This is a genomic window from Gammaproteobacteria bacterium (assembly GCA_040183005.1).
Lineage (GTDB): Bacteria > Pseudomonadota > Gammaproteobacteria.
In genome coordinates this window covers 900,733-923,834 of sequence record JAMPIW010000007.1, presented here as the reverse complement: position 1 = coordinate 923,834, position 23,102 = coordinate 900,733, and the positions used below count along the sequence as shown (strand labels likewise).

Sequence of the window (23,102 nt, the reverse complement as noted above, 5' to 3'; positions counted from 1 at the left end):
ATATATAGCATCGTAAAAATGACAATTAGATTCAAAATGTTAATCATGCTAACCATGATCGCCGCGCTGACGTTGGTGACGCTGGCGGCATTGTATATAGGCATTAAACGGGAAGAGCGCCTGATCACGCTCAATGCGCTATCCCACGGCGTACTGGAAAGCAGCCTTCGCCTTTCCGGCGAAATGTACCGCTACTTCATGAAAACTTACGATTACATGGTCGTCCCGTACGACCTATCGGCCTCTGAGAGTGGTGAGGGAAGAAGCCCTATCCATCTCAAGAGCATTGCAAAAAAGACCAAGCTGATTATGGATCTCTTGGAGAAAAATATTCGCCAAGAAATCGCCAACAGGGAAGGGGAAGACAAGGAAAAACAAAAACAGGAATTGCAATTATTGCAAGAAATCCGCGCTGCCTATAACGACAGTGTTCATTATGTTAATCAGGCTTTGCTACTGCACAGCGCAGGATATCAAGAACAGGCGCTACGGTTTTTACAAAATACCATAGAGCTAAAGTTTAAAGGTAACTACTCACCCCCGATTAAGTTGACCTCACCCGCGAGAGCCATTTGAATCGCAATAAGAGGATTATGTCCCTTGTTGGCCATAGTTTGCAGATAGCTTGATATTCGGCAATAAGCCTGAGCATAAATCTCTGAGCGGAAACAGCCAGAGACCTTTTGCTTCACCTTGGACATTCTCAAATCACGCTCGGCCCGGTTATTGGTGAAGGCGACATGAGGGTTTTTGGCGAACAGCAGGACGGATGCCTCATGTTTTTGCAATCGGTCCAGCAGATTGTGTGCATCTGACTTGGCGAGTTTGCCGCGTTTCCCGCTGGGCTTTTGGGGAATAGGTGGAAGCTCTTTTTCGCCACGGGTGAGAATCGTGCGGTAGCGCTTTTGCAACCGCGCCAGTGCTTCATCGGTCAATCTCTTTTCCGTGCTTCTGGAGACGGTGGCGCAGCTCTCCTGTAAAAGGCGTTTCATGTGGCGCGCCCAGGCATAGTCATTGGCGTCAACAATGAACGTCAATTCGCGCAGCAGATGCGAACCGCACAGGCCGTGAGAGCAGTGATCATAGGACAAGTAGGATGACCAGCAGTCATGAATGATGACGCCATCGTAGCGCGGAATAATATCGATCGACGTGATCGCTGCCGTGCCCCGTTTTCGATGTAAAAACTTGAGGGTGATCTCCCCTGCGGAGTACACGTGTATCCAGTGGTTTTGCTTATCCACCCGCAAGGAGGTCTCATCCACATGCATAGAGGGTGCTTTCAGCAGCTGTGCGGTGGCGTGCTGCTCCCACCGCTCCAAGGCACGATGAAGCCGCAGCACAAAAGCCAGAAGAGTGGCTTCAGAGATCACAACACCGATCATGGAGGTCAGCAGCGTTTGCGCGCGATTGATCGCGACCATCTGAGACACCAGTAAATTGATGACAAAGGCCTTTAAGCCATCGCCGTATTGCAACGGGCCGTGCATATCCGCCGGGAACTTCCCTTTGACCGTCGCATCGCAGACCGGGCACTGCTTGACCTCGGCATCCACATGCTCAACGACTTTCTCAAAAACAATATCGATCTTCGTCCGTCTTTCATGGTGACTACAGGGCGTATTATCCAGATCTTCGCCACATACATCGCAGAGGCGGACTCTAGAAAGAGTCACACTCTCTTTGACGCGCGTGTTTTTCAGCAGGGCGCCGTTTTCGTTTTTCCCCTTACCCTGGCTCCCCGGATGACTCAACGAGGAGTCGTCCTTTTCCGTTTGGGAGGAGGGCTTGCTGGAGTTGCGGCTGTCTTTCTTGGTTATTCTTTCCAGAAAAATGGAGAGCATCAGCTCCATCATCATGAACATGCTATTCATAAGCACCTGAGTTTCGCGAGGCACTTTACCGTCGCAACTGAGCTGCTCAAAATCCGCTTTCAACCGGCTGACTTCGTTTCTGACCGAGGTTTTGTCTAGGCTTGCCATTAATAAGGGGGGCTATACGTTTGGAATAGCCAAAGGATAACATGGCATTTTTCGACCCCCTGATAACGGTCAGATCAGGCTGAAATGGTTTTTTCGACTTGAAATGGCAAGGCGGCTCATTGAAGAGATCAAAGCCCCTGCCAGCGGCAATAGAGAATAGATTTTACACCGAGATAAGGAAGTGGTTTTTTCGATAGAAAAAACCTGTCAAGAGATTTTTAAGTTATTTTTCGTGTGAAGGGAGTGAGTAGTTACGTTTAAAGGGCAATTAAAAGGTCTGCTCTATCAATTGGTACAAGGTGAAAGATACGAAGTTGATGAGATAGACGCCATGCTCGTTACGCTCGGTGAACGCTTGATCATGCTGGCGATAGCAACGTCTATTTTCACTCTGGCCTTGACCATGTTCATAGGCTGGTTCATGGTGCGCGCCATCACCAAACCCGTCAAAAAACTCATACAGGGTACCTTGGCGATCAGTGCCGGCGACCTCGGCCACCGCATCTCTCATGATGGCGCGGATGAATTTTCAGAGCTGGCAAATTGCTTCAATAAAATGGCTGAGAATCTGGTATCACAACGGCATGACTTGCTTGTGATCCAGTCATCGCTGGAGAGCAAAAACAGAGCGCTAGCCATCGAAAGTAGTGAACGCATGCTGGCGGAAGAAAAGGCACGCCAGCATCAGTCTCAACTCGCGCATGTGCTGCGCCTCAGCACGGTCAGTGAAATGGCCACCAACATTGCCCACGAGATCAACAATCCGCTATCATAAATTATACGCGGGGATGTGAGCGGCGCCTGGTGTCGGGGAACATCAACAAGACAGATCTGAGTGAGGCGTTGAAACAAATTGGCGCTCAGGCTGAGAGGGCAGCAAAAATCATCCGGCGCATCCGTAATTTTTCGCGCGGAGTAGAGCCAGAGCGAACACTCGCGGATATTAGCCAGATCATCCATGATGTAGCTGTTATAGCCGATTTCGAAACAAGGCGACACAACATCAGCATGAATTTTGCGACTTCCAGTGAAGCCCTGCCGGTAGTCGTTGACAGAATCCAAATCAATCAAGTGCTATGGAACTTAATCATCAACGCCATCGAAGCCATCACCAGCAGCAATTCCACACGCCGCGAGATCGAGTTTTCCAGCTCGCGTATCGACGAAAATTACGCCGAAATTGCTGTACGCGACACGGGTCCCGGTCTTGCCAATGAGGATCTGCAATGCATCTTTGACGCATTCTTTACCCGAAAACCGGAGGGGATGGGAATGGGTCTGGCCATTTCCAGGTCGATTGTTGAGTCTCACGGTGGCCATATCTGGGTCGCCCGGAATTCCGATTGTGGCTTAACATTCCATGTAAAACTTCCTCTCGCAAAGGAGAGCATGCCCCATGAATCATGAATCCACCGTTTTTGTCGTCGACGATGATCCGGCTATGCGCAACTCATTGTGCTGGTTGGTAGAGTCAATCGGATTGCATGTCGAAACCTATCCCTCAGCAGCGGATTTTCTCGCCAATTACCACCCCGCCAGGCCGGGTTGCCTCGTGGCGGATGTACGCATGCCGGGCATGAGTGGCTTGGAGTTGCAAGAGAAACTCGCCACCAATCGTATCCCCATCCCGATTATCATTATCACTGGCCATGGTGATGTTGCAATGGCCGTGCGGGCGATGAAAATTGGGGCGGTTGATTTCATCGAAAAGCCCTTCAACGATCAGTTGTTGCTTGATCGCATTCAGCAGGCGCTCGGCAAGGATGAGGAAGCACGCCTCAGCAACATCGAGCGCGAAATCGTCACCGCCCGCATTGCATTGCTCACGCCAAGGGAACGGGAGGTGATGGAGCATGTCGTGGCAGGCCAGCTCAACAAGCAAATCGCCGCCGACCTCAACATCAGCATCAAAACCGTAGAGGTGCATCGCGCCAAAATCATGGAAAAAATGCAGGCCAGCACCTTGTCAAAACTGGTGGAGATGGTGCTGCGCCATAAAGGTAAACCCTGACTCTGCTGCGGATACGTCCCAATTACTATCGCAGTGAAAAATATCTACAGTGCATCCATGCCGTGGTTATTGAAAACCCCGAGCAAAGATCAGTAATTGGAAAAAGCGAATTCATCAATCATGGAGAGAGAAGACATGGAACACAATGACGTTACACAGTTATTCCCTAAAGACAATGCCCTGATTAAAAGCGCTTACACCACGCGTCGCCTACCTCGCGAGGCGATGATAACCTTACGGTGCGACATCGTGCCCTGCCCCGGTGATCTGGTTTTGGCACGTGTGGATAAGGTAGGCCAGCACAAATGCCTGGAACTCGCCGATGGCCGCCGCTCACAACTCTTTACCGGAGATCTCATCACCGTCGTCTACGGCAATCGTTACGCCCCAGACCAATACGAATCTGTGGTACCTGACCATCTTGGCCCATGTCATCTGGCCGCTTCGGGCGGAATTGCCTCCCAGGTCGTTCACCGTTACGGCAAGACCGGCCACCCCACCGCCATCACCCCTCTCGGATTGATCGGTGATCGCAATAGTCAGGTACTCAATCTGGCCGACTGGGCATTACCCCGAGGCGCCTACCACGCCAATCCTCCACCCACTATCGCGATTGTCGGCACGTCCATGAACGCGGGCAAGACCACCACGGCGGCCTATCTCATCAAGGGCCTGGTTCGCGCAGGCCTCAAGGTGGGCGCTGCCAAGATCACTGGCACCGGTTCGGGCAGAGATACCTGGTTGATGCGTGATGCAGGTGCCACGCAGGTACTCGATTTTATTGACGCAGGTGTTCCCTCGACCTATCTTCTATCCAGCGATAAAGTGGAAAAGGTTGCTGGCCAGCTCATTCACGAACTCGGCCGCCACGGCGTGGACGTTATTGTTCTGGAAATCGCCGATGGCCTGTTCCAGCAGGAAACCGGCTACTTGATGAGTTCTCACAGCTTCCTGGCGAACATCGACGGTGTGCTTTTCGCTGCCAGCGATGCGATGGGTGGCGCGGCGGGCGTGGAATGGCTACGGCAGCACCAAGCGCCGGTGATCGGCGTCAGTGGCCTGCTGACACTTTCTCCCTTGGCAATACGCGAGATCCACACTGCGACAGGGTTACCCGTGTTAACTCTGGCGCAACTGGAAAGCGCCGAAATTGCCCAGGCAATGATGGATAACCTCATCTCAATCATGCCTGTGCTGAAAGCGGGTTAATTCCAGGCATTCCGTTTGATTTTGATAAGGAAAGTAAGGTAGGGCAGAGAGCGGGTTTCACTCGCCCTCTGCTCTACCTTTTGTTGTGTTTTAATGGCGGGTGTTGTTTTTAACGAACATGGGAATAAATAAGCCGGGCATTATTACGCCGCAGGATTTCCCTCGTCTTGCTGCCCGCAAGCACCGGAAGAAAGTTGCTCACTCGCGCCCCATCCTTAAGCTTCTCCAATTCCGCGTTATAAATTTTTTCCACTTCCTCGTCCGGCACACCGCTGGCCTCTGCGATACGGTGTATAAAACCCAAGTGTCTCTGGGATTCTTTCTTGTCGATGATGTCTCCATTCATGTGTTTACTCCTCCGTTTCATTTTGTCCTTAATCTCGCTGAAAATGTGGCATCAGACGCACAGCTACCACCGCTTTTACGCCATCGCCCGCTGACCCACAACAGACTCAGTTCGGTGCGGCAAAAAAGCGGACTTGGGTTCGCGGTTCTCGCGCATCCCTGCGCCCACTGCACTTGGGCATCCTGCCCGGCGCAGGTGCGTGCCTATCAGGATCATGCGCATAACATGCTCCGCCGCCGCCTCCAAAAGGCGAGGGGCATCTTCAATGGCCTCGGCAAGGGTGCAGGGGGCCTCCATAATGCTCGAATAAGCATCAATACCGCATTCCAGATTGACACAAGCATTTTTGCCAATAGTTCCCGCCAGGGTAATCACCGGCAATCCGTATTTCTTGGCGCGGCGCGCGACCTCGGCGGGAATTTTTCCGCGCGGGGTTTGAAAATCAATGGCTCCCTCTGCGGTAAATACTACATCGGCCTGAGCCAGCAGGCTATCGAGTTCCAGGTATTGCATCACAATCTCATAGCGTGGGTGTAATCGTGCCCCGAGCAAGGCACATAATCCCGCACCCAAACCACCGGAGGCACCTCCACCTGGCATGCCGCGCACATCGATCCCTGTAGCATCCTTGAGCACTCCGGCATAACGATCGAGCGCCGCGGCGAGCCGTTCGACGGTCTCCGGCGAGGCGCCCTTTTGCGGGCCAAAGACGCGCGCCACTCCATTAGGGCCACACAACACGTTGTGCCAGTTGCACGCCACATCGATGCGTACCTGGTCAATGCGCGGATCACGGCTCGAGAGATCAATCCGCGCCAGCCTGGTCAGCGCGCCGCCGCCCCGGCCGATCTCCTTGTTGGTGTTGTCCAGCAGGCGTATGCCGAGTGCCTGAGCCATGCCGGCGCCGCCGTCGTTGGTGCCGGAATCTCCGCAGCCGATCAGCAAACGTTCCGCACCAGAATTAAGCGCGGCCTTGATCAACTCGCCCACACCAAATGTGGTGGTGACAAAAGGGTCACGGCACTCACGTGGCACCAGGCGCAACCCGGCGGCAGCGGCCATCTCCAGCACAGCGGTTTTGGGTCCCTCTCCGCCGAGAAAACCAAAGTGCGACTGCACAGGCTGGCCGATCGGGCCGGTGACTACAACGTCGTGCAGCGTTCCGCCCGTGGCTGCAACCAACGCCTTGGTAAAGCCTTCGCCGCCATCCACCAAGGGGGCTTTCATGATCCTGGCTTCGGGCAACACCCGCAGCACTCCGGCAGCGATGCAGTCCGTCACCTCATCGGCACCCAGACTCTCTTTAAAGCCAGACGGTGCTATCAATACATTCAATTTCATAAATAAGTCCTCCTTATGATCAATCACGATGCGCATCAACAGCGACCGCCGACGTCTGCGCAGATGAAGGTTGCCCTTCCGTCCACGTCGGTGCCTGATGCACCTCGGCCGGGTTAGGCAAAAACTCCAGTCCCAGATAAGGCCAAACAAAAAAGGCGAATGCCACGAGCAATACGAAATGCACCGGCAGCAGCACGGCGCTCAATCGCAGCAGATCCTGTGCGGTATAGGTGGGCGTCTCGATCTGGCCAAACAGGGAGACGGGTTTTGCGCTGACCATCAGCGTCAGGCAAAAACCGGCCGCCGCGGTGGAGATAAACGCCAGTCCCGCCGGCTGATATCCCAGCGATAAGCCCAGCAAAACCACCATCGGAATGAGTACCGAGGAGCGCGCGGTGCGCGAATTGATAAGCAGATGCGAGAGTAACGAAACCACCGTAACGACAGAAACCACAAACCACGCAGAGGATGCAGCCCCACCTTGCAGCATTGTGAAGAGGTGATCTACCAGCCATTTGGCGCCACCCGATTCGGTCAAGGACTCGCCTATTTCCATTGTCGCCGCCAGGAAGATCAGCAAGCTCCACTCGACCTTCTTGACGCCCTCCATGAACGAAAACACGCCAAACCGTGGTGCCGTCGCAAGCAAGGCCCCCACAATGGCGACGACGGTATTATTGATGCCGTGCAGCGGTTCTGTGGCCCACAGCGTGACCAGAGCCACCACCAGCATCAACATGGTGCGCTCATGCCTGGAAAATGCCTTTGGATCAGATCCATCGTCCCGCTTTTCAAGTTGCGCCGCACTGAATTGCAAGGGCTTCCGGCGTTCTTCCTTGTTTAAAAAAAGACGCAAGATCAAAAATGTTGAAAGGAAACAACTCACCAGCGCAAACGGCAGACCCCATACCATCCACTCCCAGAAACCAATGTGTTGCCCGGTCATGTGTAGCAGGATATCGGCAGTCACCAGATGGGCGCCCGCACCAATCAGTGATGCGACCGCCGACAGCAAGATCACTGTGGGGAAAAGCAGTGCCAACGCTTTGGTGATGCGCGCATCACCGATAGTGGTGCTCAGCGCAATGAAAATTGGCAACATCAGCGCCGCGCGGCCTGACGTGGAAGGAATGACGAAAGCTGTGACGATAATCGCGGCGTTCAGTGCATAAAACAATTGATTTACAGAGTGTGCTCGAGTGGCTACCGCCATCGTCAAACGGCGCGAGAGGCCTGACGAATTTACCGCTGCGGCGATGATGAATGCCGCAAACAGCAACCAGATCATGGAATCACCCAATGCCTCGAAAAATTCGTTGGGCGCGCCAGTACCTATTACGCTGGGAATTATCGCCGCGACCAGTGCGATGTAAGTATCATTGATCGCGGTGAAGCACCATCCTAAAAGCGCCAGACTGAAAGTAATGAAGGCAAGGCGTGCCCCCACTTTGAGTTCAGGCAACCCGAACCAGATGGCGGCCGTGATCACCACCGCTGCCAGACTAACGGCTATTAGCCGGTAATGCCGCTGAAATGGCCACCCGGACTGCTCCGTTGCTGGCAGTTTGCTCATTCCTTGGGACATAATCATTTTGATTGCCTCTCCATGGCGCTTTATGACACTTTTGTTTCGCACTTCGTCCCTGGCTGCATTTTTAACCCGGGGTTTAGTGGCTGATTTCTCGCCAAAATATCCGGGCCTTCCATTCGAGCCAGACAAACATTGCAATATCGTGACTGAATTGTGACGAAATTATTACAAGTCAACTATTGGATATTTCATCCGGAAAATCAGAGGCTATCCGTAGCTAGATCAGGGTTTTCCCGTAGATGGAGCAAAAATTAACGGCGGGGGATCAGGGGGTGAGATGTCGCCATGACATGAATGGCGAGCTTATTTCCCACAGCATTTTGACTCGGGGCAAGGCGGGCGAGTCCATGGATGGAGAAGTTTGAGTGACGCACGGAACAGTCTCCGAGGAGGCGCCATGGTGGGATTGAGTCGCGGTTTGAAGCCTGTAGTGGCGAGCCGGTTAAGATGTTGTCACGCGCGGATCGAAGTCAGTCGATGTTTTTTCCCATGTGATGCCTTAGTGGCGACGGTAACAAGCAGTTTATCGAATTTAGCTCGAATCTGCCGTAAACATTAGGAGAGAAATCCATTTTTACGCGATAGGTCGCTAGGATTATTGGTGCCCCGGATACGATTTGAACGTACGACCTTCCCCTTAGGAGGGGGATGCTCTATCCAGCTGAGCTACCGGGGCGTGAAGAGAGGAGTCAATGATGCCCCGGCTTGGGCGGGATTGGTGGAGCCGAGGAGGATCGAACTCCCGACCTTCGCATTGCGAACGCGACGCTCTCCCAGCTGAGCTACGGCCCCAAAAGTGGGTTGGCTTGAGTGACAAAAAAGCCGGACATCTAAAATTATGCCGCATTGTACCATTGGGATATGTTGGAGGCTATCCACCCTTAGGCATTTTTTTGATGTGCTCCCGTTCCAGGGCGATGATATAGCGCTGGATGATTTTCTGTTGCGGTGCCGGTAGATTAATGAAGCGGCAACCGAGGCGGACAGGGATGTTGTTGTCCTTGCTGCGGATGGAGCGGATTTCCAGGGCACATGTTACTTCTTCATTCTGCGTTAAGCGAAAGCAGCAGGGCAGGGTGTCGGTGGTTTTGAGCGTGGCAGGCAGTTGCTTGTGCGCGACCCGGATGGAAAGGCCGCCTACCGAAAGGTCTTGCAACTCCCCCTTTATTGCCTGGTTTTCCTCATGGATAAGAGTTACTGGGACAGGTTGTGCTACCCCTGTTTTGACGCGGTAAGAAGCGCGTTGTTGCAGGTAGTCGATCTCCGATGGCAGTGCCAGGTTGTAATAGGCAATGCCGGATTCGCGGCCGGCGTCGATCAGTGTGGTGGAAAAGCTGATCCTGGCACCTTCCACACGTGTCCGTGCGCGCAACTCTTTGACATCCAGGAGCAAGGGATGGCCAGTTTCCGGGCTCAGTTCATCTATGACGAGATACGCGCGCTCTTCGTTTATTTCAAGTATGGCACTGTTGTAGTTCTTGTCCGAGCCGGGCAGGGTGATAGTGAGCATTGCGCGCTGATTTTGGATGCGCTTTAAAAGGCCCATTATGAAGGGGGCAAGAGTGATTCTGTCCATGATTCTCCCGCTAATAATAAAGCACGGATAGGCTCTTATGCTCGTCCCAGCGATTGTGCGCGGGATTTTGGTTGTGTAGCGCCGCTGGCGCTGTAGCAACCCTCGCTTTCAGGAGGGTGTCCGCGCAGGATGGAGAGCGCCCGTTGCACATTGATACGGTTGATGGCGATGACCGCGCCGTTGACCTGATTCTGGTACCGGCACGCGGCGCTTAGCGCGCGAAGCTTCTCCCAGGTGAGGTTTAGGCGGTGAACGCCATGCGGGTCACGTTCACGAATATAACTTTCGATGCCTGCCGGTTCGGCGGAATAGCCAACCGAGCGCAGCATCTCTTCATGCTGTTTGATCAGTATGTCCAGCCGGGAGGCCAGGGGTTGTTTGCCGGCAACGGCCTGCTCGATGGCGGGTATGTCGTTGCCGGCAAGGGCGGCATGTTCTTGCCGCAAGGTATCAAACAGAGCCGATGCGGCGTTGATTTCATGCTCAAACAACGCGCTGATTAGCTGTTGATGTTCCGCCTCGACCATTTGCATATCCTTAGATTTACGCGGCACGCCGGAGGTGCAGTGAGCTTTCGAAGTTCAGGAGTCTATCGGCCACGCGCATAGGGTTAATCTCAAATGCGCCACTTGCGATGGCTTGCTTGACGCCTTCGACGCGGTGAATATCGACCACGGGCAGAGCGGACAGTGTCTTTTCCAGGCCGCGCAGCCGTGCGGCGGTGTCCGTGAAGCTGACAGTATCCACCGTGGAGGATTTGCCGGTCTCCCGCTGCGCCGCGTTGGGCTGGCGGACTGCAGACGCTTCGGCAGCGGCCGCTGGAGTCGAATTGACGGGTGATTTTCCGGTGATTTCAATGGGCATGTTCTATACCTCTTCAGATGCTGTGCATAGGATAGCGGCTGATTCGGCGATTACTTTAAGTCGTGCATGCACAGCAAACAAAATAGTCAATTCCCCGTCACTTTAACCATTCCCTCAGCAATTACCGTTCCCTCAATGACCCGTTGTGATGCGAGATTGCGGACCTGGATTAATGCCCCGGCGCTGCCGTCCATGAGTGATTTTCCTGTCATGCGTACTTCGATTCCAGCGACTTCCGCGAGAATGGTGACTTGTTTTCCCCGGCGGACTATGATCGGGGCCTCAAGCATGGCGGGAGTATATACGGCGCCGGCGTTTATCGAGTGTTTCAAAGTCATGCCGAGGATTTGTTCTGGCATGCTTAGGTAACTGCCGGAAAGGGAGGCTACGTTCACTTCGACGGACTGGAAATCCTGGGTGGTTATCTGGCTGCCACGGTTCATGGCGTGGCTGGCAACCAAGACCGGCGCAAAAATTTTGACGGTGACGGGCACATACAATGACCAAGTCTTCGGGCTATGGCAACGTATCCCAACGCTGGATGAACCCAGAATACGGCTACCAGATGGCAGGAATGCCTCCAGTTTGTCCTCGCACCGAGATAGACGTAAGCGAGCGTCCAGTGCGCCAACCTCCACATATGGCACTGTAGGCGGGCTCTGGATTTGTTGTAGCACGAAAGCTTTGGCGATTTCGCGCAGCGAATCATGGGATTGATACGTTTCGGCATGGGCTTGCCGTGGCAGTGATGTGAATGCTGCGAAAAAAATAACTATCAAGAGATCTGTACGGTATGGCATGCCCCTGAGTAAGCAAAATATGAGCCAATCGGAATTTGAGAATGGTGCCCTGTGATTTATGAAATATCCGGGTTAAGTATCGAGTTGCCGTGCCGATACTTCGCATATCAATAAATGACGTTCTTAAGGAGAATGGCATGGCAAGCATGTTGGATGATGTGGACAAGCGTACCCAGATGGTGGGGCAGAATCGGCTGGAGCTGTTATTGTTCCGGTTGAATGGCACACAGCACTTTGGCATCAATGTCTTTAAGGTGCGTGAAGTTATTCAATGTCCTCCGCTGGCGCATTTGCCAAAGGCCCATCCTTCAATATGTGGCGTTGCTACCATACGCGGAAAAACCATCCCCGTGATTGACCTGTCCATGGCTATAGGCTTGGCGCCAATGGTAGATCCGACGCGTGGTTATGTGATTGTCACGGAATATAACCGATCGGTACAGGGGCTATTGGTAAATGGCATGGAACGTATCGTCAATATGAATTGGGAGTCGGTGCTGGCGCCGCCCAAAGGCACGGGTTCCAGCAGTTATCTGACGGCAGTGACGCGGCTCAATGACCAATTGATCGAGATCCTTGATGTGGAGAAAGTATTTGCCGAGATTATCCACTGTTCCATGGAGATTTCCGGGGAATTGGCTGAAGAGGGTGATGCGCAACATGGCATACAACCGCATGTGTTGATTGTGGATGATTCCAGTGTGGCGCGGAATCAGATCAAGCGCACTCTTGAGCAGATCAAAATTTCGTATACCCTTGCGCCGGATGGCCGTGAGGCGCTGGAGCTGTTGAAAAAATGGGCTGATACTCAAGACCCTCTCCTGCAGCGTCTGAGCCTGGTGATTTCCGATATTGAAATGCCTGAAATGGACGGTTATACGTTGACGACCGAGATCCGCAAGGACGAACGTTTACGCGGCCTCTATGTCATGCTGCATTCGTCATTAAGTGGCGTATTCAATGACGCCATGGTGAAAAAGGTTGGCGCGGATGAGTTTATCGCAAAATTCAGTGCAGATGACCTTGCAGCGGCGGCCTTGAAGAGGATAAAGTCGTACAGCGCGGGGAAAATGCAGGCCGCCTGAGTATTTCATGAGCACCATCTATCGCATGGTGTATGCGGATTGCCAAAGCGCAATGGTCGATTAAATTGCCAGGGAGTCCCGTGCCAAACCAAACTATCCCTCCTCAAGAGTATGCAGCCTTTTGCAGTTTTCTTGAGTCCGCCTGCGGTATTACGCTAGGCGACAACAAACACTATTTGGTGATCAGCCGCCTGAACCGGCTCTTGGAGGAGGCAGGAATCCCGTCAATTGGCGAACTCGTGGCACGTCTCGAACGTGATGCAAAATCCGGTTTGCGCGAACGCATTGTGGATGCCATGACGACCAACGAAACCCTCTGGTTTCGTGATCAGGCGCCTTTCGAGATACTCAAGGGACACATTCTGCCGGAGCTGGCGGGAAAGTCCGTACGTCCGGCGCGGATCTGGTCGGCGGCTTGTTCGTCAGGGCAAGAACCCTATTCCATTAGTATTGTGGTACAGGAGTATTTGAGCGGTAAGCCGGGCAGTTTTCCCGCAGGGGTGCAGATATCCGCCACTGATATCTCACCCACCATGCTCAAGGATGCCAAGTCGGGGCTATACGATTCCATGGCGTTGGCACGTGGCATGTCTGATGAACGTAGGAAGCGATTTTTTGACCTAAAAGGTTCCCTGTGGGAGGTCAAAAATGAAATACGCAAACGTGTCACTTTCGCGGAATTAAATCTGATGAAAAAAGATTATTCCGGGCTGGGTAAGTTTGACGTGATATTTTGCCGCAACGTGTTGATCTATTTCTCCAGCGACCTTAAGAGAGACATCATTGCGCGTTTTTCTCAGGCGCTGGTGCCGGGAGGTTATCTATTTCTTGGGGCATCCGAATCCGTATCAAACTATTCAGATGCTTTTGACACCGTTCGCTGCCAAGGTGGAATGGTGTATCGTCTCAAAAAGAAGTAAATACCCCGGCAGGGATGGAAACCCGCGCCTGCAAGGTTTGCCGCAAGGCGGAAGTATATTGCCGCAGGATACGAACTCTCTCCTCTCTTTTCAATATAACTCCTTGTTTTAATATGTTATATAAATGTTGGCACAGACTCTGCATTAATCCTTGGCAAGTATAGTAAGGATGGAGTCAAGCGATGCCAATCAATCTCGATAAAGCATTAGGAATACACCCCCAGGCTCTGGCTTTGCGCGCGCACCGCGCGGAAGTTCTGGCGGCCAATATGGCCAATGCGGATACACCAAATTACAAGGCTAAGGATATCGACTTCAAAGCGGTGTTGAATCAGGCCAGGGATCAATCAAGTAGCGATGCCGCAGCGTTGATGCGCACCAATGCGGCACATCTTTCCACTGGTTTTGATGGATCCTCTGATTCAGTGATGTACCGCGTCCCGGATCAGTCGTCTCTGGATGGAAATACCGTCGACGACCAGGTAGAGCAGGCGGAGTTTGCCCGCAATGCTATTCAATATCAGGCCTCACTTTCATTCCTCAATGGCAAGATAAAAACATTAATGACGGCTATCAGGGGCGATTAATCCATGTCTTCTTTCAAAATATTTGATATTGCAGGTTCGGGAATGAGCGCGCAGTCGCTGCGCCTCAACGTGACGGCCAGCAATCTGGCCAATGCCGAGAGCATCAGCGGCAACGCAGCGGGTGTGTATAGAGCACGTGAGCCGGTCTTTTCGGCGGTAATGGATAAGCTGGCCGGTGATGATGCCGCCAGTGTGCGTGTTTTGGGCGTGGTTGAAAACGACGCGCCAGTGCAAAGCCGTTATGAGCCGGGTCACCCGCTGGCGGATGCGCAGGGCTATATCTATCTGCCGAATGTGAATGTGGTAGAGCAAATGGCTAATATGATTTCCGCCTCCCGCTCTTATCAGAACAATGTGGAGGTGATGAATACCTCCAAACAGCTTTTGCTGGCAACGCTGAGGCTGGGCCAGTAAGCAGTCGTCCAAGGAGAATAGTTATGAGTACAAAAATTGATACCGGCACGCTGGAAAGCCTGGGTCTGACGAAGAAACCGGAGCAGGCGCCAAACAATAATCGTCTGGGACAGGATGAGTTCCTGAAACTGATGGTTACTCAGTTGAAAAACCAGGATCCCATGAAGCCTATGCAAAACGGTGAATTCATGGGGCAGATGGCGCAGTTTAGTGCCGTGACGGGTATTAAAGAATTGCAAACCTCGTTCAGCCAGTTTGCAACCGCAATGCAATCCAGCCAGGCGCTACAGGCCTCGGCACTGGTGGGCCGGTCGGTGCTGGTGCCGGGCGAGGCGGGTGTGCTGGCACAAGGCGGTAGTTTGAGTGGAGCGGTGGATTTGCCTGCCAGTACATCAGGTGTTTCGCTGTCGGTCTATAACCAGGCCGGCCAGGTGGTCAGACGCCTGGAAATGGGGCCGCAGCCTGCTGGGCTGGCCAGCTTTACGTGGGATGGCAAGACCGATGCCGGGGATACCGCGCCGGCAGGGAAATACAAGGTCGGTGCCAGCGCGACGATGGAAGGCAGAACGGCGGCGGTTGACACGCTGATGGCTGCGACGGTTGAGAGTGTCACGCTCGGACGGGGAGCTCAGGGACCGACGTTGAATGTAACTGGATTGGGTCCTCTGGATTTATCCAGCGTCCGGCAGATTATGTGATCAGGTTTTTACAAGAGGATAAATGATATGCCATTTCGTATTGCTTTAAGCGGTATTAACGCAGCATCAGCCGAACTGAAAGTCATAGGTAACAACGTAGCCAATGCAAGCACGACCGGATTCAAAAAATCGCGCGCCGAATTTGCCGACGTTTATGCAACAAGCAACCTTGGTATTTCTCAGAATGCTATCGGCAGCGGTGCGCGCGTGGCGGCGGTAGCGCAGCAGTTCACCCAGGGGAATATCGGCTTCACCAACAACAATCTCGACCTTGCCATTAACGGGCAGGGATTCTTCGTTCTGAATGACGGCGGTGTGCCGGCTTATACCCGCTCCGGCGCGTTCCAGGCGGATCGTGAAGGCTATATAGTCAACAGCCAGAATCAGCGTTTAACGGCATTTCAGGCTGATGTGAATGGTAATATTACCGGTTCGCGTGGTGACTTGCAGTTAAGCACGTCGGATATCTCGCCGCGCGCATCGACGGCTGTCACTGTGGCCGCCAACCTCAATGCCAATGCCACACCGTTTGCACCGTATCCAGCCTTGCCGGCGTTTGACCGCACTGATCCGACCAGTTACACCAACTCAACTGCGGTGACTCTCTACGACTCACTGGGCAACGCAAATCTCGGTACGATGTACTATCGCAAGACAAGCAATGCCAACGAGTACGAATCTCATCTATGGATGACCAATGGCGCGGGTACGCCGATTGAGGTTGTTCCGAACGGTAATGTAGCGGGGCAGCCCGCCAACCTGACCTTTTCGTCTACCGGTGGAATCACATCGGTCACGCCTTCTCTGGCGGGCGCGCTGACGGTTGATTACGCCCCAGTTAATCCGCAGACCGGTGCGGCGAACATGTCGTTCGATGTGAATTATTCTAAAACTACACAGTATGGTAGCCCTTTCAGTGTCAACGCCCTTACTCAAGATGGGTTTGCCACGGGCCGTTTGAGCGGAATTGACATTAGTGACACAGGCATTGTGCAGTCACGTTTTACGAATGGCCAATCACGTGCCCTGGGACAAGTTGCCACGGCCAATTTCAGTAATCCCCAGGGGCTGCGCCAGTTAGGTGACACCGCCTGGGCCGAGACCTATGATTCGGGTGCAGCACTGGTTGGTCAACCGGGCTCGGGTAGTCTAGGTTTGGTGCAATCGGGTGCGCTGGAAGGATCGAACGTGGATCTTACGGAACAATTGGTCACCATGATTACAGCGCAACGTAATTTTCAAGCCAATGCGCAGGTGATTACCACCGCAGATGCGATTACCCAGACCATTATTAATATCCGCTAAAAATAATTAATCGAGAGCGATAACCATGGACCGCATGCTTTATGTAGCAATGTCCGGTGCCAAGCAGACCATGCTTGCGCAGGCGGTGAACACCAATAATCTGGCGAATGTGAATACCACAGGGTTTCGCTCTGATCTTGAGGCGTTTCGCAGCCTGCCGGTGTATGGCCCAGGATACCCTAGCCGGGTGTATGCGCAGACGGAAACGCCGGGTACGGATTTGCTTGCAGGGACATTATCCACCACCGGACGTGAACTTGATGTCGCGGTTAATGGTGCGGGATGGATCGCTGTGCAGGCCGCAGATGGCAGTGAGGCATACACCCGTGCCGGTGATTTGCGTGTGACGGTCAACGGCCAGCTGGAAACCGGAGCGGGGCGTCCGGTGATGGGCAATGGCGGGCCGATTGCCGTACCGCCATTCGAGAAGCTGGAGATCGGCGCCGATGGCACAATCTCGATCCGACCCGTAGGGCAGGCGGCGAACGCATTGGCGGTGGTAGACAGGATCAAGCTGGTTAATCCACCACTGGGCCAAATGGAGAAAGGCACGGATGGCTTGATGCGCGTTAAGGACGGGAAGAGCGCCGTGGCAGATGCGGCGGTACAGTTGTCCAGCGGCGTACTCGAGTCGAGCAACGTCAACGCCGTGGAGGCGATGGTGAGGATGATCGAGCTGGGTCGTCAGTTCGAAACGCAGATCAAGATGATGCGCGCCGCACAGGAAAATGATGCAGCGTCGGCGCAATTGATGAGAATGGGTTAGAAATCTTCCACGATTTCTTTTTAACCAGATTTTTTTTTAAAAAAGGAATACGCAATGAATCCCGCACTATGGATTGCCAAGACCGGCCTCGACGCACAGCAGACGCGCATGGCGGTGATTTCCAACAATCTGGCCAACGTCAATACCACCGGCTTCAAGCGCGGCAGGGCGGTGTTCGAGGATCTGCTTTACCAGAATGTACGCCAAGTGGGCGCGCAAAGCACTCAAGAGACAGCATTGCCGTCTGGCTTGATGCTAGGTACTGGCGTGCGCACGGTGGCTACGGAAAAGCTGTTTACGCAAGGCAACATTGTGCAAACCGGCAATCCCCTGGATATGGGGATACAGGGGCGCGGTTTTTTTCAGGTACTGACGCCGGATGGCACGCTGGGCTACACGCGCGATGGTTCATTTCAGGTGAATGCGCAAGGGCAACTTGTTACCGCCAGCGGCTACGTGGTGCAGCCCGCGATCAGCATTCCTGAAAATGCACAGAGCATCACCGTGGGTTCCGATGGCACGGTGGGAGTGCTATTGCCGGGTTCAACCGCACCGACGCAGGTGGGCTCAATCCAGTTGGCGGATTTCATCAATCCCGTCGGCTTGATGCCGGTTGGCCAGAATGTATACCGCGAGTCTGCCGCCAGCGGCTCTCCACAAACCGGTGCGCCGGGTATTACAGGGTTGGGTACCTTGGCACAGGGCTCAGTGGAAAGTTCCAATGTCAATGTTGTGGAAGAGCTGGTCAATATGATCGAAACCCAGCGTGCCTATGAAATGGACTCCAAGGCGATTGCCGCCGCAGATCAGATGTTGAAGTTTGTGACAAATAATTTGTAAGAACAGTAGCCGACGGCAAGGATGTTGCATATTTCTAAGTGTAGACGGGTTTCAGTGAGTACAGAGATCACAAATGAAACAGATCTGGAAAAGTTTTCGTGTCTTGTTGGGGTTGCTGATGCTGGCGGGTTGTACTACCACGCCGCCGCAGAGTGATCCCGCCTATGCGCCGGTGCGCCCCGCCGCGCCGCCGCCCGCCACGCGAAGCAATGGTGCCATTTATCAGACAGGGTATGGGCTTGCACTGTTCGAGGACAATAAGGCGCGCCGTGTCGGCGACATACTTACAGTGATACTGGTAGAAAAGACTGATGCCAGCAAGAAAGCGGGTACGAATTCCAAGAAAAAGACCGGTGTGGATGTTTCCGCCCCCGTCATTTTAGGGTCTGCGCTGACATTCGGTGCGCCGGGGCTGATCCCGCTGGCAAGCAACGTCAATAATGATTTTAGCGCCAAGCTGAATTCTGACCAGAGTTTTTCGGGTCAAGGCGATAGCAGTCAAAGCAACAGCCTGAATGGACGCATCAGCGTCACGGTGTCCGAGGTCTTGCCTAATGGAAATCTGGTGGTGCGTGGCGAAAAGCTGCTGGCTATCAATCAGGGCAACGAATATGTGCGGTTTTCCGGAATCGTTCGCCCAGTCGATATTCAACGCGACAACACCTTACTGTCGAGTCTGGTGGCGGATGCCAAAATCACCTATGCCGGTGACGGCGTGATTGCCGATTCCAACACCTCGGGATGGCTGGCGAGATTCTTTAACAGTGGTTGGTGGCCTTTTTAATAACAGGTTGGGCGTATGAATAGATTTGCCCTGAAATTACTGCTGCTGTCCTGGCTGGTCTCATTGACCGGCTTCGCCCATGCCGAGCGCATCAAGGATGTCGCATCCGTGGATGGCGTGCGCGTCAACCAACTGGTGGGCTACGGTCTGGTGGTGGGGCTGGACGGCAGCGGCGATCAGACCACGCAAGCGCCATTCACCGTGCAAAGCATGAAAAGCATGTTATCGCAATTTGGCATTGTGTTGCCGCCCACTGTAAATCCCCAGCTCAAAAATGTCGCGGCAGTTTCCATCCATGCCGAATTGCCGCCGTTTGCCAAACCGGGACAGACCGTGGACATTACCGTCTCGTCACTGGGTAATGCCAAAAGCCTGCGCGGCGGTAGTCTGCTTATGACGCCGCTCAAGGGCGCGGATGGCCAGGTGTACGCCATCGCCCAAGGCAATCTGGCAGTGGGTGGCCTGGGCGTGTCTGGCAGCGATGGATCGAAAATCACCGTGAATGTTCCCAGCGTGGGGCGGATTCCCAACGGCGCCACGGTGGAGCGTCCCGCGCCCACCTCGTTTGGTGATTCCGATTCGCTGGTGTTCAATCTGCATACCTCCGATTTCACTACCGCCAAACGTTTGGCGGAATCCATCAACACCGCCATCGGTGCGGGTACGGCTCAGCCGCTAGATGGCTCGTCGATCAAGGTTGCCGCCCCTCAGGATCAAGCGCAGCGCGTGGCATTTATCTCCGTGCTGGAAAATCTAACGCTGGAGCCCGGCGAAGGCGCCGCCAAAGTCATCATCAACTCGCGCACCGGAACCGTGGTGATCGGCAGTCATGTGCGCGTCACGCCCGCCGCTGTGTCGCATGGCAATCTGGTGGTCACCATTTCGGAAAGGCCGCGCATCAGCCAGCCTGGCGCGTTCTCGGGCGGCTCCACGGTGGTCGTGCCCACCTCGGAGATCCAGGTTAAAGAGGAAAACCGCCGCATGTTTTTGTTTGACCCCGGCGTTTCTCTGGGTGATATCGTGCGCGCCGTCAACCAAGTTGGCGCGGCGCCAGGCGATCTGGTGGCGATACTCCAGGCGCTGAAAGAAGCGGGCGCGTTGCGCGCGGAATTGATAGTGATTTGAAGCCTAAAAGAAATGATACCCAGCCCAGACATTTACACCGATTTTCAAAGCTTGGCTCGCCTTCGCACCCAGGCGCGTGAAAATTCCCCCGAGGCATTGCGTGCGGTTGCCAAGCAATTTGAGGGGATTTTTTTGCAGATGATGCTGAAAGGAATGCGCGAGGCCAGCCTGGGTGACGGCATCATGGACAGCGAACAGACCGAATTTTATCAGGGCATGTTCGATCAGCAATTATCCACGACCCTTAGCCAGGGGCGCGGTATGGGGCTGGCGGATATGCTGGTGAAACAGCTTGGCGGAAAGCTTGCCGCGACAGCGAAGGATGGCGATAAAAATATTTCCGGGCTGTCCGTGCCACGCGAAATTCCGGCGGTAGCAGTGGCTCCATCACCACCCTCATTCAGTTCCCCCGAAGAATTCGTGAAATCACTTTGGCCCCACGCGCAACAGGCTGGCAAGGAACTTGGCGTTGCACCTGCGGCGTTGCTGGCCCAGGCGGCGCTGGAGAGCGGGTGGGGGCAGTCTGTCATGCGTCATCCCGATGGCCGCAGCAGTCACAACCTGTTTGGCATCAAGGCTGATGCCCGTTGGCAGGGAGAGCGTCTCTCCATGCCAACACTGGAGTACACCGATGGCAAGGCGGTCAGGCGCAATGAGGCATTCCGCTCTTACGATTCGTTTTCCGCCAGTTTCACCGATTATGCCAATTTTCTGCGCGCCAATCCGCGCTACGGTCAGGCGTTGGCTGTGGCGGGCGACCCACAGGCGTTTGCCAATGCCTTGCAGGATGCGGGCTATGCCACTGACCCTGCCTATGCGCGCAAAATCAGCGCGATTCTGCACGGTGACACACTTAAGATGTTCAGCAGCAGGCCGATAACATGAACAGTAGGGGCAGATTTAGAGTCTGCCCTTGTGAATATTAATGAGGTTTTGCCATGCCCGTCGGTGACTCACTTGCCATAGGTATTTCCGGACTGCTGACAGCGCAGCGCTCACTGTCAACAGTGAGCCAGAACATCAGCAACGTCAACACTGAAGGCTATAGCCGTCAGCGTGTGGATGTCGTTACCAGTACGCCGCAATTTTCCGGCGATGGCTACGTGGGCACGGGTGTGGCAGTCGGTGGCGTGCGGCGCCTGTACGATGACTTCCTCACTGCCCAGGTGCAAACGAACACGGCTTCCTATAGCCAGACGGAAAATTATTACACACTCACCAATCGCGTCGACAACTTGCTGGCTGATCCTCAGGCAGGCCTCACGCCCGGCCTGCAAAGTTTTTTCAACGCCGTCCAGGGCGTCGCAAACGACCCAAGTTCAGGCGCGGCGAGGCAGGTGCTGCTGTCCGAGTCTGGCTCATTGGTTGATCGGTTTCATTACATGGACCAACGCCTTGGCGAATTGCGTAATGGTGCAAATGCCGAGGTGCAAAATCGTGTTACCGAAATTAACGGCCTTGCCCAGTCGCTTGCCAGTGTAAACCACGATATTTCCGTCGCCCCTGGCAGAGCATCGGGAAACCTGCCGAACGACCTTCTTGATAAGCGTGATGCGTTGATTGCGCAATTGTCGGAACGTGTCGCCGTCACCACCGTGCCGCAAGACGATGGCTCTCTTAATGTCTTTATCGGCAATGGGCAGGCGCTGGTTGCTGGGTTTCGTGCGCAATCCCTGAGTGTGATGAGCAACCAGTTCGATGCGACGCGACTGGAAGTCGGTTACCAAATGGGCACGGATACAATCAATATTTCGAATCAATTGAGCGGCGGAAAGTTGGGCGGCGTGCTGGATTTCCGCAACCGCGTGCTGGATGTGGCGCAAAATACCCTGGGCCGCGTAGCGATTGGTCTGGCAGACAACTTTAATGACCAGCATAAGCTCGGCCAGGATTTGAACGGCGCGCTGGGCAGTGATTTTTTTAAGGCGCCCAATCTCCAGGTTCAGGCAAGATCGCTCAATACCGGCACCAGCGCGGTGACGGCCACGCTGGCGGATGCCAACGGGTTGACCACCAGCGATTACCGCTTGACTTATACAGGCAGCAACAACTACACGCTCACCCGACTTTCCGATAATCAAACATCCGCCATAAATACCGGTGGTAGCTATCCCTATGCCAGCGCGGCGATTGACGGGTTTTCGCTGAACATCACCGCAGGTGCGGCGGTCAACGACAGTTTTTTGATCCAACCCACGCGCCAGGGCGCGCAGACCATCGGCATGGTGATCAACGACGCCAAAAGCATCGCCGCCGCCGCGCCGATACGCACATCCGCCGCTCTGGCGAATACCAGTGCCGCCACCATCAGCCCTGGTGTGGCGAGTGCGCAAGATCCTGATCTGCGCAACACAGTAAGCATCACATTTACCTCACCCGGACTCTTTAATGTCGTTGACGCAACCAACGGTACGCTTGCGACGAATGTTCCCTATGTCTCCGGTCAGGCCATCAGCTACAACGGCTGGACGGCAATGATCAGTGGTTCTGCCGCAGCAGGTGATGTATTTTCTGTCGGCGCAAATACCGGTGGCGTGAGTGACAACCGTAACGCGTTGCTGCTGGGCCAATTGCAGAAACAACAAAGTCTGGGAGGCGGCACAGCCACATATCAGGACGCCTATGGTGAACTGGTAGCCAATATTGGAACACAAGCCCATCAAGCGGATATTACCCGCAATGCGCAAGATGTATTGCGCAAGCAGTCGATAGAGGCGCGCGATGCCGTATCAGGCGTCAATCTTGACGAAGAGGCCGCCAACATGGTGCGCCTGCAGCAGGCTTATCAGGCTGCCGCGCAGGTGATTTCAACGACGGACAATCTCTTCCAAACCCTTATGGGCGCAATCAGGAGATAA

25 protein-coding genes and 2 tRNA genes are annotated in these 23,102 nt (G+C 54.1%); 17 read left to right on the top strand and 10 right to left on the bottom strand.

The window, feature by feature from the left end; translation table 11 throughout:
* The first annotated feature begins 18 nt into the window (after positions 1 to 18).
* A complete protein-coding gene (locus M3A44_10275; protein MEQ6342012.1) occupies positions 19 to 576 on the top strand; it encodes a hypothetical protein in 558 nt (185 codons plus the stop codon).
* On the opposite strand, the gene M3A44_10270 is transcribed toward M3A44_10275, so the two are convergent.
* Positions 531 to 1,982, bottom strand: a complete 1,452-nt coding sequence (locus tag M3A44_10270; GenBank protein ID MEQ6342011.1) for an IS66 family transposase — start codon at positions 1,980 to 1,982, stop codon at positions 531 to 533. The two genes, M3A44_10275 and M3A44_10270, sit on opposite strands and share 46 nt — an antisense overlap.
* A gap of 331 nt (positions 1,983 to 2,313) precedes the next feature.
* Here M3A44_10270 and M3A44_10265 point away from each other — a divergent pair, with 331 nt between their 5' ends.
* The 4 genes from M3A44_10265 (at position 2,314) to M3A44_10250 (ending at position 5,202) form a co-directional block, all read left to right on the top strand.
* Entirely contained in the window at positions 2,314 to 2,757 is a 444-nt protein-coding gene (locus tag M3A44_10265; protein MEQ6342010.1) for a HAMP domain-containing protein, read from the top strand.
* Between the two features lie 29 nt (positions 2,758 to 2,786).
* Positions 2,787 to 3,389 carry an ATP-binding protein gene (locus tag M3A44_10260; protein ID MEQ6342009.1) on the top strand — a complete coding sequence of 201 codons (603 nt, stop codon included), beginning with the start codon at positions 2,787 to 2,789 and terminating at the stop codon, positions 3,387 to 3,389.
* The gene (gene fixJ, locus M3A44_10255) at positions 3,379 to 3,993 is read left to right on the top strand and encodes a response regulator FixJ (GenBank protein MEQ6342008.1); all 615 of its coding nucleotides are present in this window, start codon (positions 3,379 to 3,381) and stop codon (positions 3,991 to 3,993) included. Before M3A44_10260 ends, fixJ begins: the two co-directional genes overlap by 11 nt.
* Positions 3,994 to 4,128: 135 nt before the next feature.
* Positions 4,129 to 5,202: a molybdopterin-guanine dinucleotide biosynthesis protein MobB gene (locus M3A44_10250; protein MEQ6342007.1), complete on the top strand. Its 1,074-nt coding sequence runs from the start codon at positions 4,129 to 4,131 to the stop codon at positions 5,200 to 5,202.
* 109 nt (positions 5,203 to 5,311) lie between these two features.
* Here M3A44_10250 and M3A44_10245 read toward each other — a convergent pair whose 3' ends face one another.
* From M3A44_10245 to flgA, 9 genes are all read right to left on the bottom strand, one after another.
* Positions 5,312 to 5,548, bottom strand: coding sequence for a DUF3562 domain-containing protein (locus M3A44_10245; protein ID MEQ6342006.1), 237 nt, complete (start codon positions 5,546 to 5,548; stop codon positions 5,312 to 5,314).
* A 75-nt stretch (positions 5,549 to 5,623) separates the two neighbouring features.
* Positions 5,624 to 6,889, bottom strand: coding sequence for a glycerate kinase (locus tag M3A44_10240; GenBank protein MEQ6342005.1), 1,266 nt, complete (start codon positions 6,887 to 6,889; stop codon positions 5,624 to 5,626).
* A gap of 19 nt (positions 6,890 to 6,908) precedes the next feature.
* Positions 6,909 to 8,480: an SLC13 family permease gene (locus M3A44_10235; GenBank protein MEQ6342004.1), complete on the bottom strand. Its 1,572-nt coding sequence runs from the start codon at positions 8,478 to 8,480 to the stop codon at positions 6,909 to 6,911.
* Positions 8,481 to 9,079: 599 nt separating this feature from the next.
* Positions 9,080 to 9,156: transfer RNA gene (locus tag M3A44_10230), tRNA-Arg, on the bottom strand.
* 40 nt (positions 9,157 to 9,196) lie between these two features.
* Positions 9,197 to 9,272: transfer RNA gene (locus M3A44_10225), tRNA-Ala, on the bottom strand.
* A 79-nt stretch (positions 9,273 to 9,351) separates the two neighbouring features.
* Positions 9,352 to 10,056, bottom strand: a complete 705-nt coding sequence (locus M3A44_10220; GenBank protein ID MEQ6342003.1) for a flagellar brake protein — start codon at positions 10,054 to 10,056, stop codon at positions 9,352 to 9,354.
* 35 nt (positions 10,057 to 10,091) lie between these two features.
* The gene (locus tag M3A44_10215; GenBank protein MEQ6342002.1) at positions 10,092 to 10,583 is read right to left on the bottom strand and encodes a flagellar protein FlgN; all 492 of its coding nucleotides are present in this window, start codon (positions 10,581 to 10,583) and stop codon (positions 10,092 to 10,094) included.
* A 16-nt stretch (positions 10,584 to 10,599) separates the two neighbouring features.
* Positions 10,600 to 10,920 (bottom strand): flagellar biosynthesis anti-sigma factor FlgM, encoded by a 321-nt coding sequence (flgM, locus tag M3A44_10210; protein MEQ6342001.1) that lies wholly within the window; start codon positions 10,918 to 10,920, stop codon positions 10,600 to 10,602.
* 86 nt (positions 10,921 to 11,006) lie between these two features.
* Positions 11,007 to 11,720, bottom strand: coding sequence for a flagellar basal body P-ring formation protein FlgA (gene flgA / locus M3A44_10205; protein MEQ6342000.1), 714 nt, complete (start codon positions 11,718 to 11,720; stop codon positions 11,007 to 11,009).
* Between the two features lie 137 nt (positions 11,721 to 11,857).
* Here flgA and M3A44_10200 point away from each other — a divergent pair, with 137 nt between their 5' ends.
* From M3A44_10200 to flgK, 12 genes are all read left to right on the top strand, one after another.
* A complete protein-coding gene (locus M3A44_10200) occupies positions 11,858 to 12,805 on the top strand; it encodes a chemotaxis protein CheV (protein ID MEQ6341999.1) in 948 nt (315 codons plus the stop codon).
* A gap of 95 nt (positions 12,806 to 12,900) precedes the next feature.
* Complete coding sequence (locus M3A44_10195) at positions 12,901 to 13,725, top strand: protein-glutamate O-methyltransferase CheR (protein ID MEQ6341998.1); 825 nt, start codon at positions 12,901 to 12,903, stop codon at positions 13,723 to 13,725.
* 182 nt (positions 13,726 to 13,907) lie between these two features.
* Complete coding sequence (gene flgB, locus M3A44_10190) at positions 13,908 to 14,312, top strand: flagellar basal body rod protein FlgB (protein MEQ6341997.1); 405 nt, start codon at positions 13,908 to 13,910, stop codon at positions 14,310 to 14,312.
* A 3-nt stretch (positions 14,313 to 14,315) separates the two neighbouring features.
* Entirely contained in the window at positions 14,316 to 14,726 is a 411-nt protein-coding gene (gene flgC / locus M3A44_10185) for a flagellar basal body rod protein FlgC (GenBank protein ID MEQ6341996.1), read from the top strand.
* 23 nt (positions 14,727 to 14,749) lie between these two features.
* Positions 14,750 to 15,424 carry a flagellar hook assembly protein FlgD gene (locus tag M3A44_10180; GenBank protein MEQ6341995.1) on the top strand — a complete coding sequence of 225 codons (675 nt, stop codon included), beginning with the start codon at positions 14,750 to 14,752 and terminating at the stop codon, positions 15,422 to 15,424.
* A 27-nt stretch (positions 15,425 to 15,451) separates the two neighbouring features.
* Positions 15,452 to 16,729 carry a flagellar hook protein FlgE gene (gene flgE / locus M3A44_10175; protein MEQ6341994.1) on the top strand — a complete coding sequence of 426 codons (1,278 nt, stop codon included), beginning with the start codon at positions 15,452 to 15,454 and terminating at the stop codon, positions 16,727 to 16,729.
* Between the two features lie 25 nt (positions 16,730 to 16,754).
* Positions 16,755 to 17,495: a flagellar basal-body rod protein FlgF gene (gene flgF / locus M3A44_10170; GenBank protein MEQ6341993.1), complete on the top strand. Its 741-nt coding sequence runs from the start codon at positions 16,755 to 16,757 to the stop codon at positions 17,493 to 17,495.
* A gap of 54 nt (positions 17,496 to 17,549) precedes the next feature.
* Positions 17,550 to 18,335 carry a flagellar basal-body rod protein FlgG gene (flgG, locus tag M3A44_10165; GenBank protein ID MEQ6341992.1) on the top strand — a complete coding sequence of 262 codons (786 nt, stop codon included), beginning with the start codon at positions 17,550 to 17,552 and terminating at the stop codon, positions 18,333 to 18,335.
* 73 nt (positions 18,336 to 18,408) lie between these two features.
* Positions 18,409 to 19,119, top strand: a complete 711-nt coding sequence (gene flgH, locus M3A44_10160; GenBank protein MEQ6341991.1) for a flagellar basal body L-ring protein FlgH — start codon at positions 18,409 to 18,411, stop codon at positions 19,117 to 19,119.
* A gap of 15 nt (positions 19,120 to 19,134) precedes the next feature.
* Positions 19,135 to 20,244, top strand: coding sequence for a flagellar basal body P-ring protein FlgI (locus M3A44_10155; protein MEQ6341990.1), 1,110 nt, complete (start codon positions 19,135 to 19,137; stop codon positions 20,242 to 20,244).
* A gap of 12 nt (positions 20,245 to 20,256) precedes the next feature.
* A complete protein-coding gene (flgJ, locus tag M3A44_10150; protein MEQ6341989.1) occupies positions 20,257 to 21,129 on the top strand; it encodes a flagellar assembly peptidoglycan hydrolase FlgJ in 873 nt (290 codons plus the stop codon).
* Positions 21,130 to 21,182: 53 nt separating this feature from the next.
* The gene (gene flgK / locus M3A44_10145; GenBank protein MEQ6341988.1) at positions 21,183 to 23,102 is read left to right on the top strand and encodes a flagellar hook-associated protein FlgK; all 1,920 of its coding nucleotides are present in this window, start codon (positions 21,183 to 21,185) and stop codon (positions 23,100 to 23,102) included.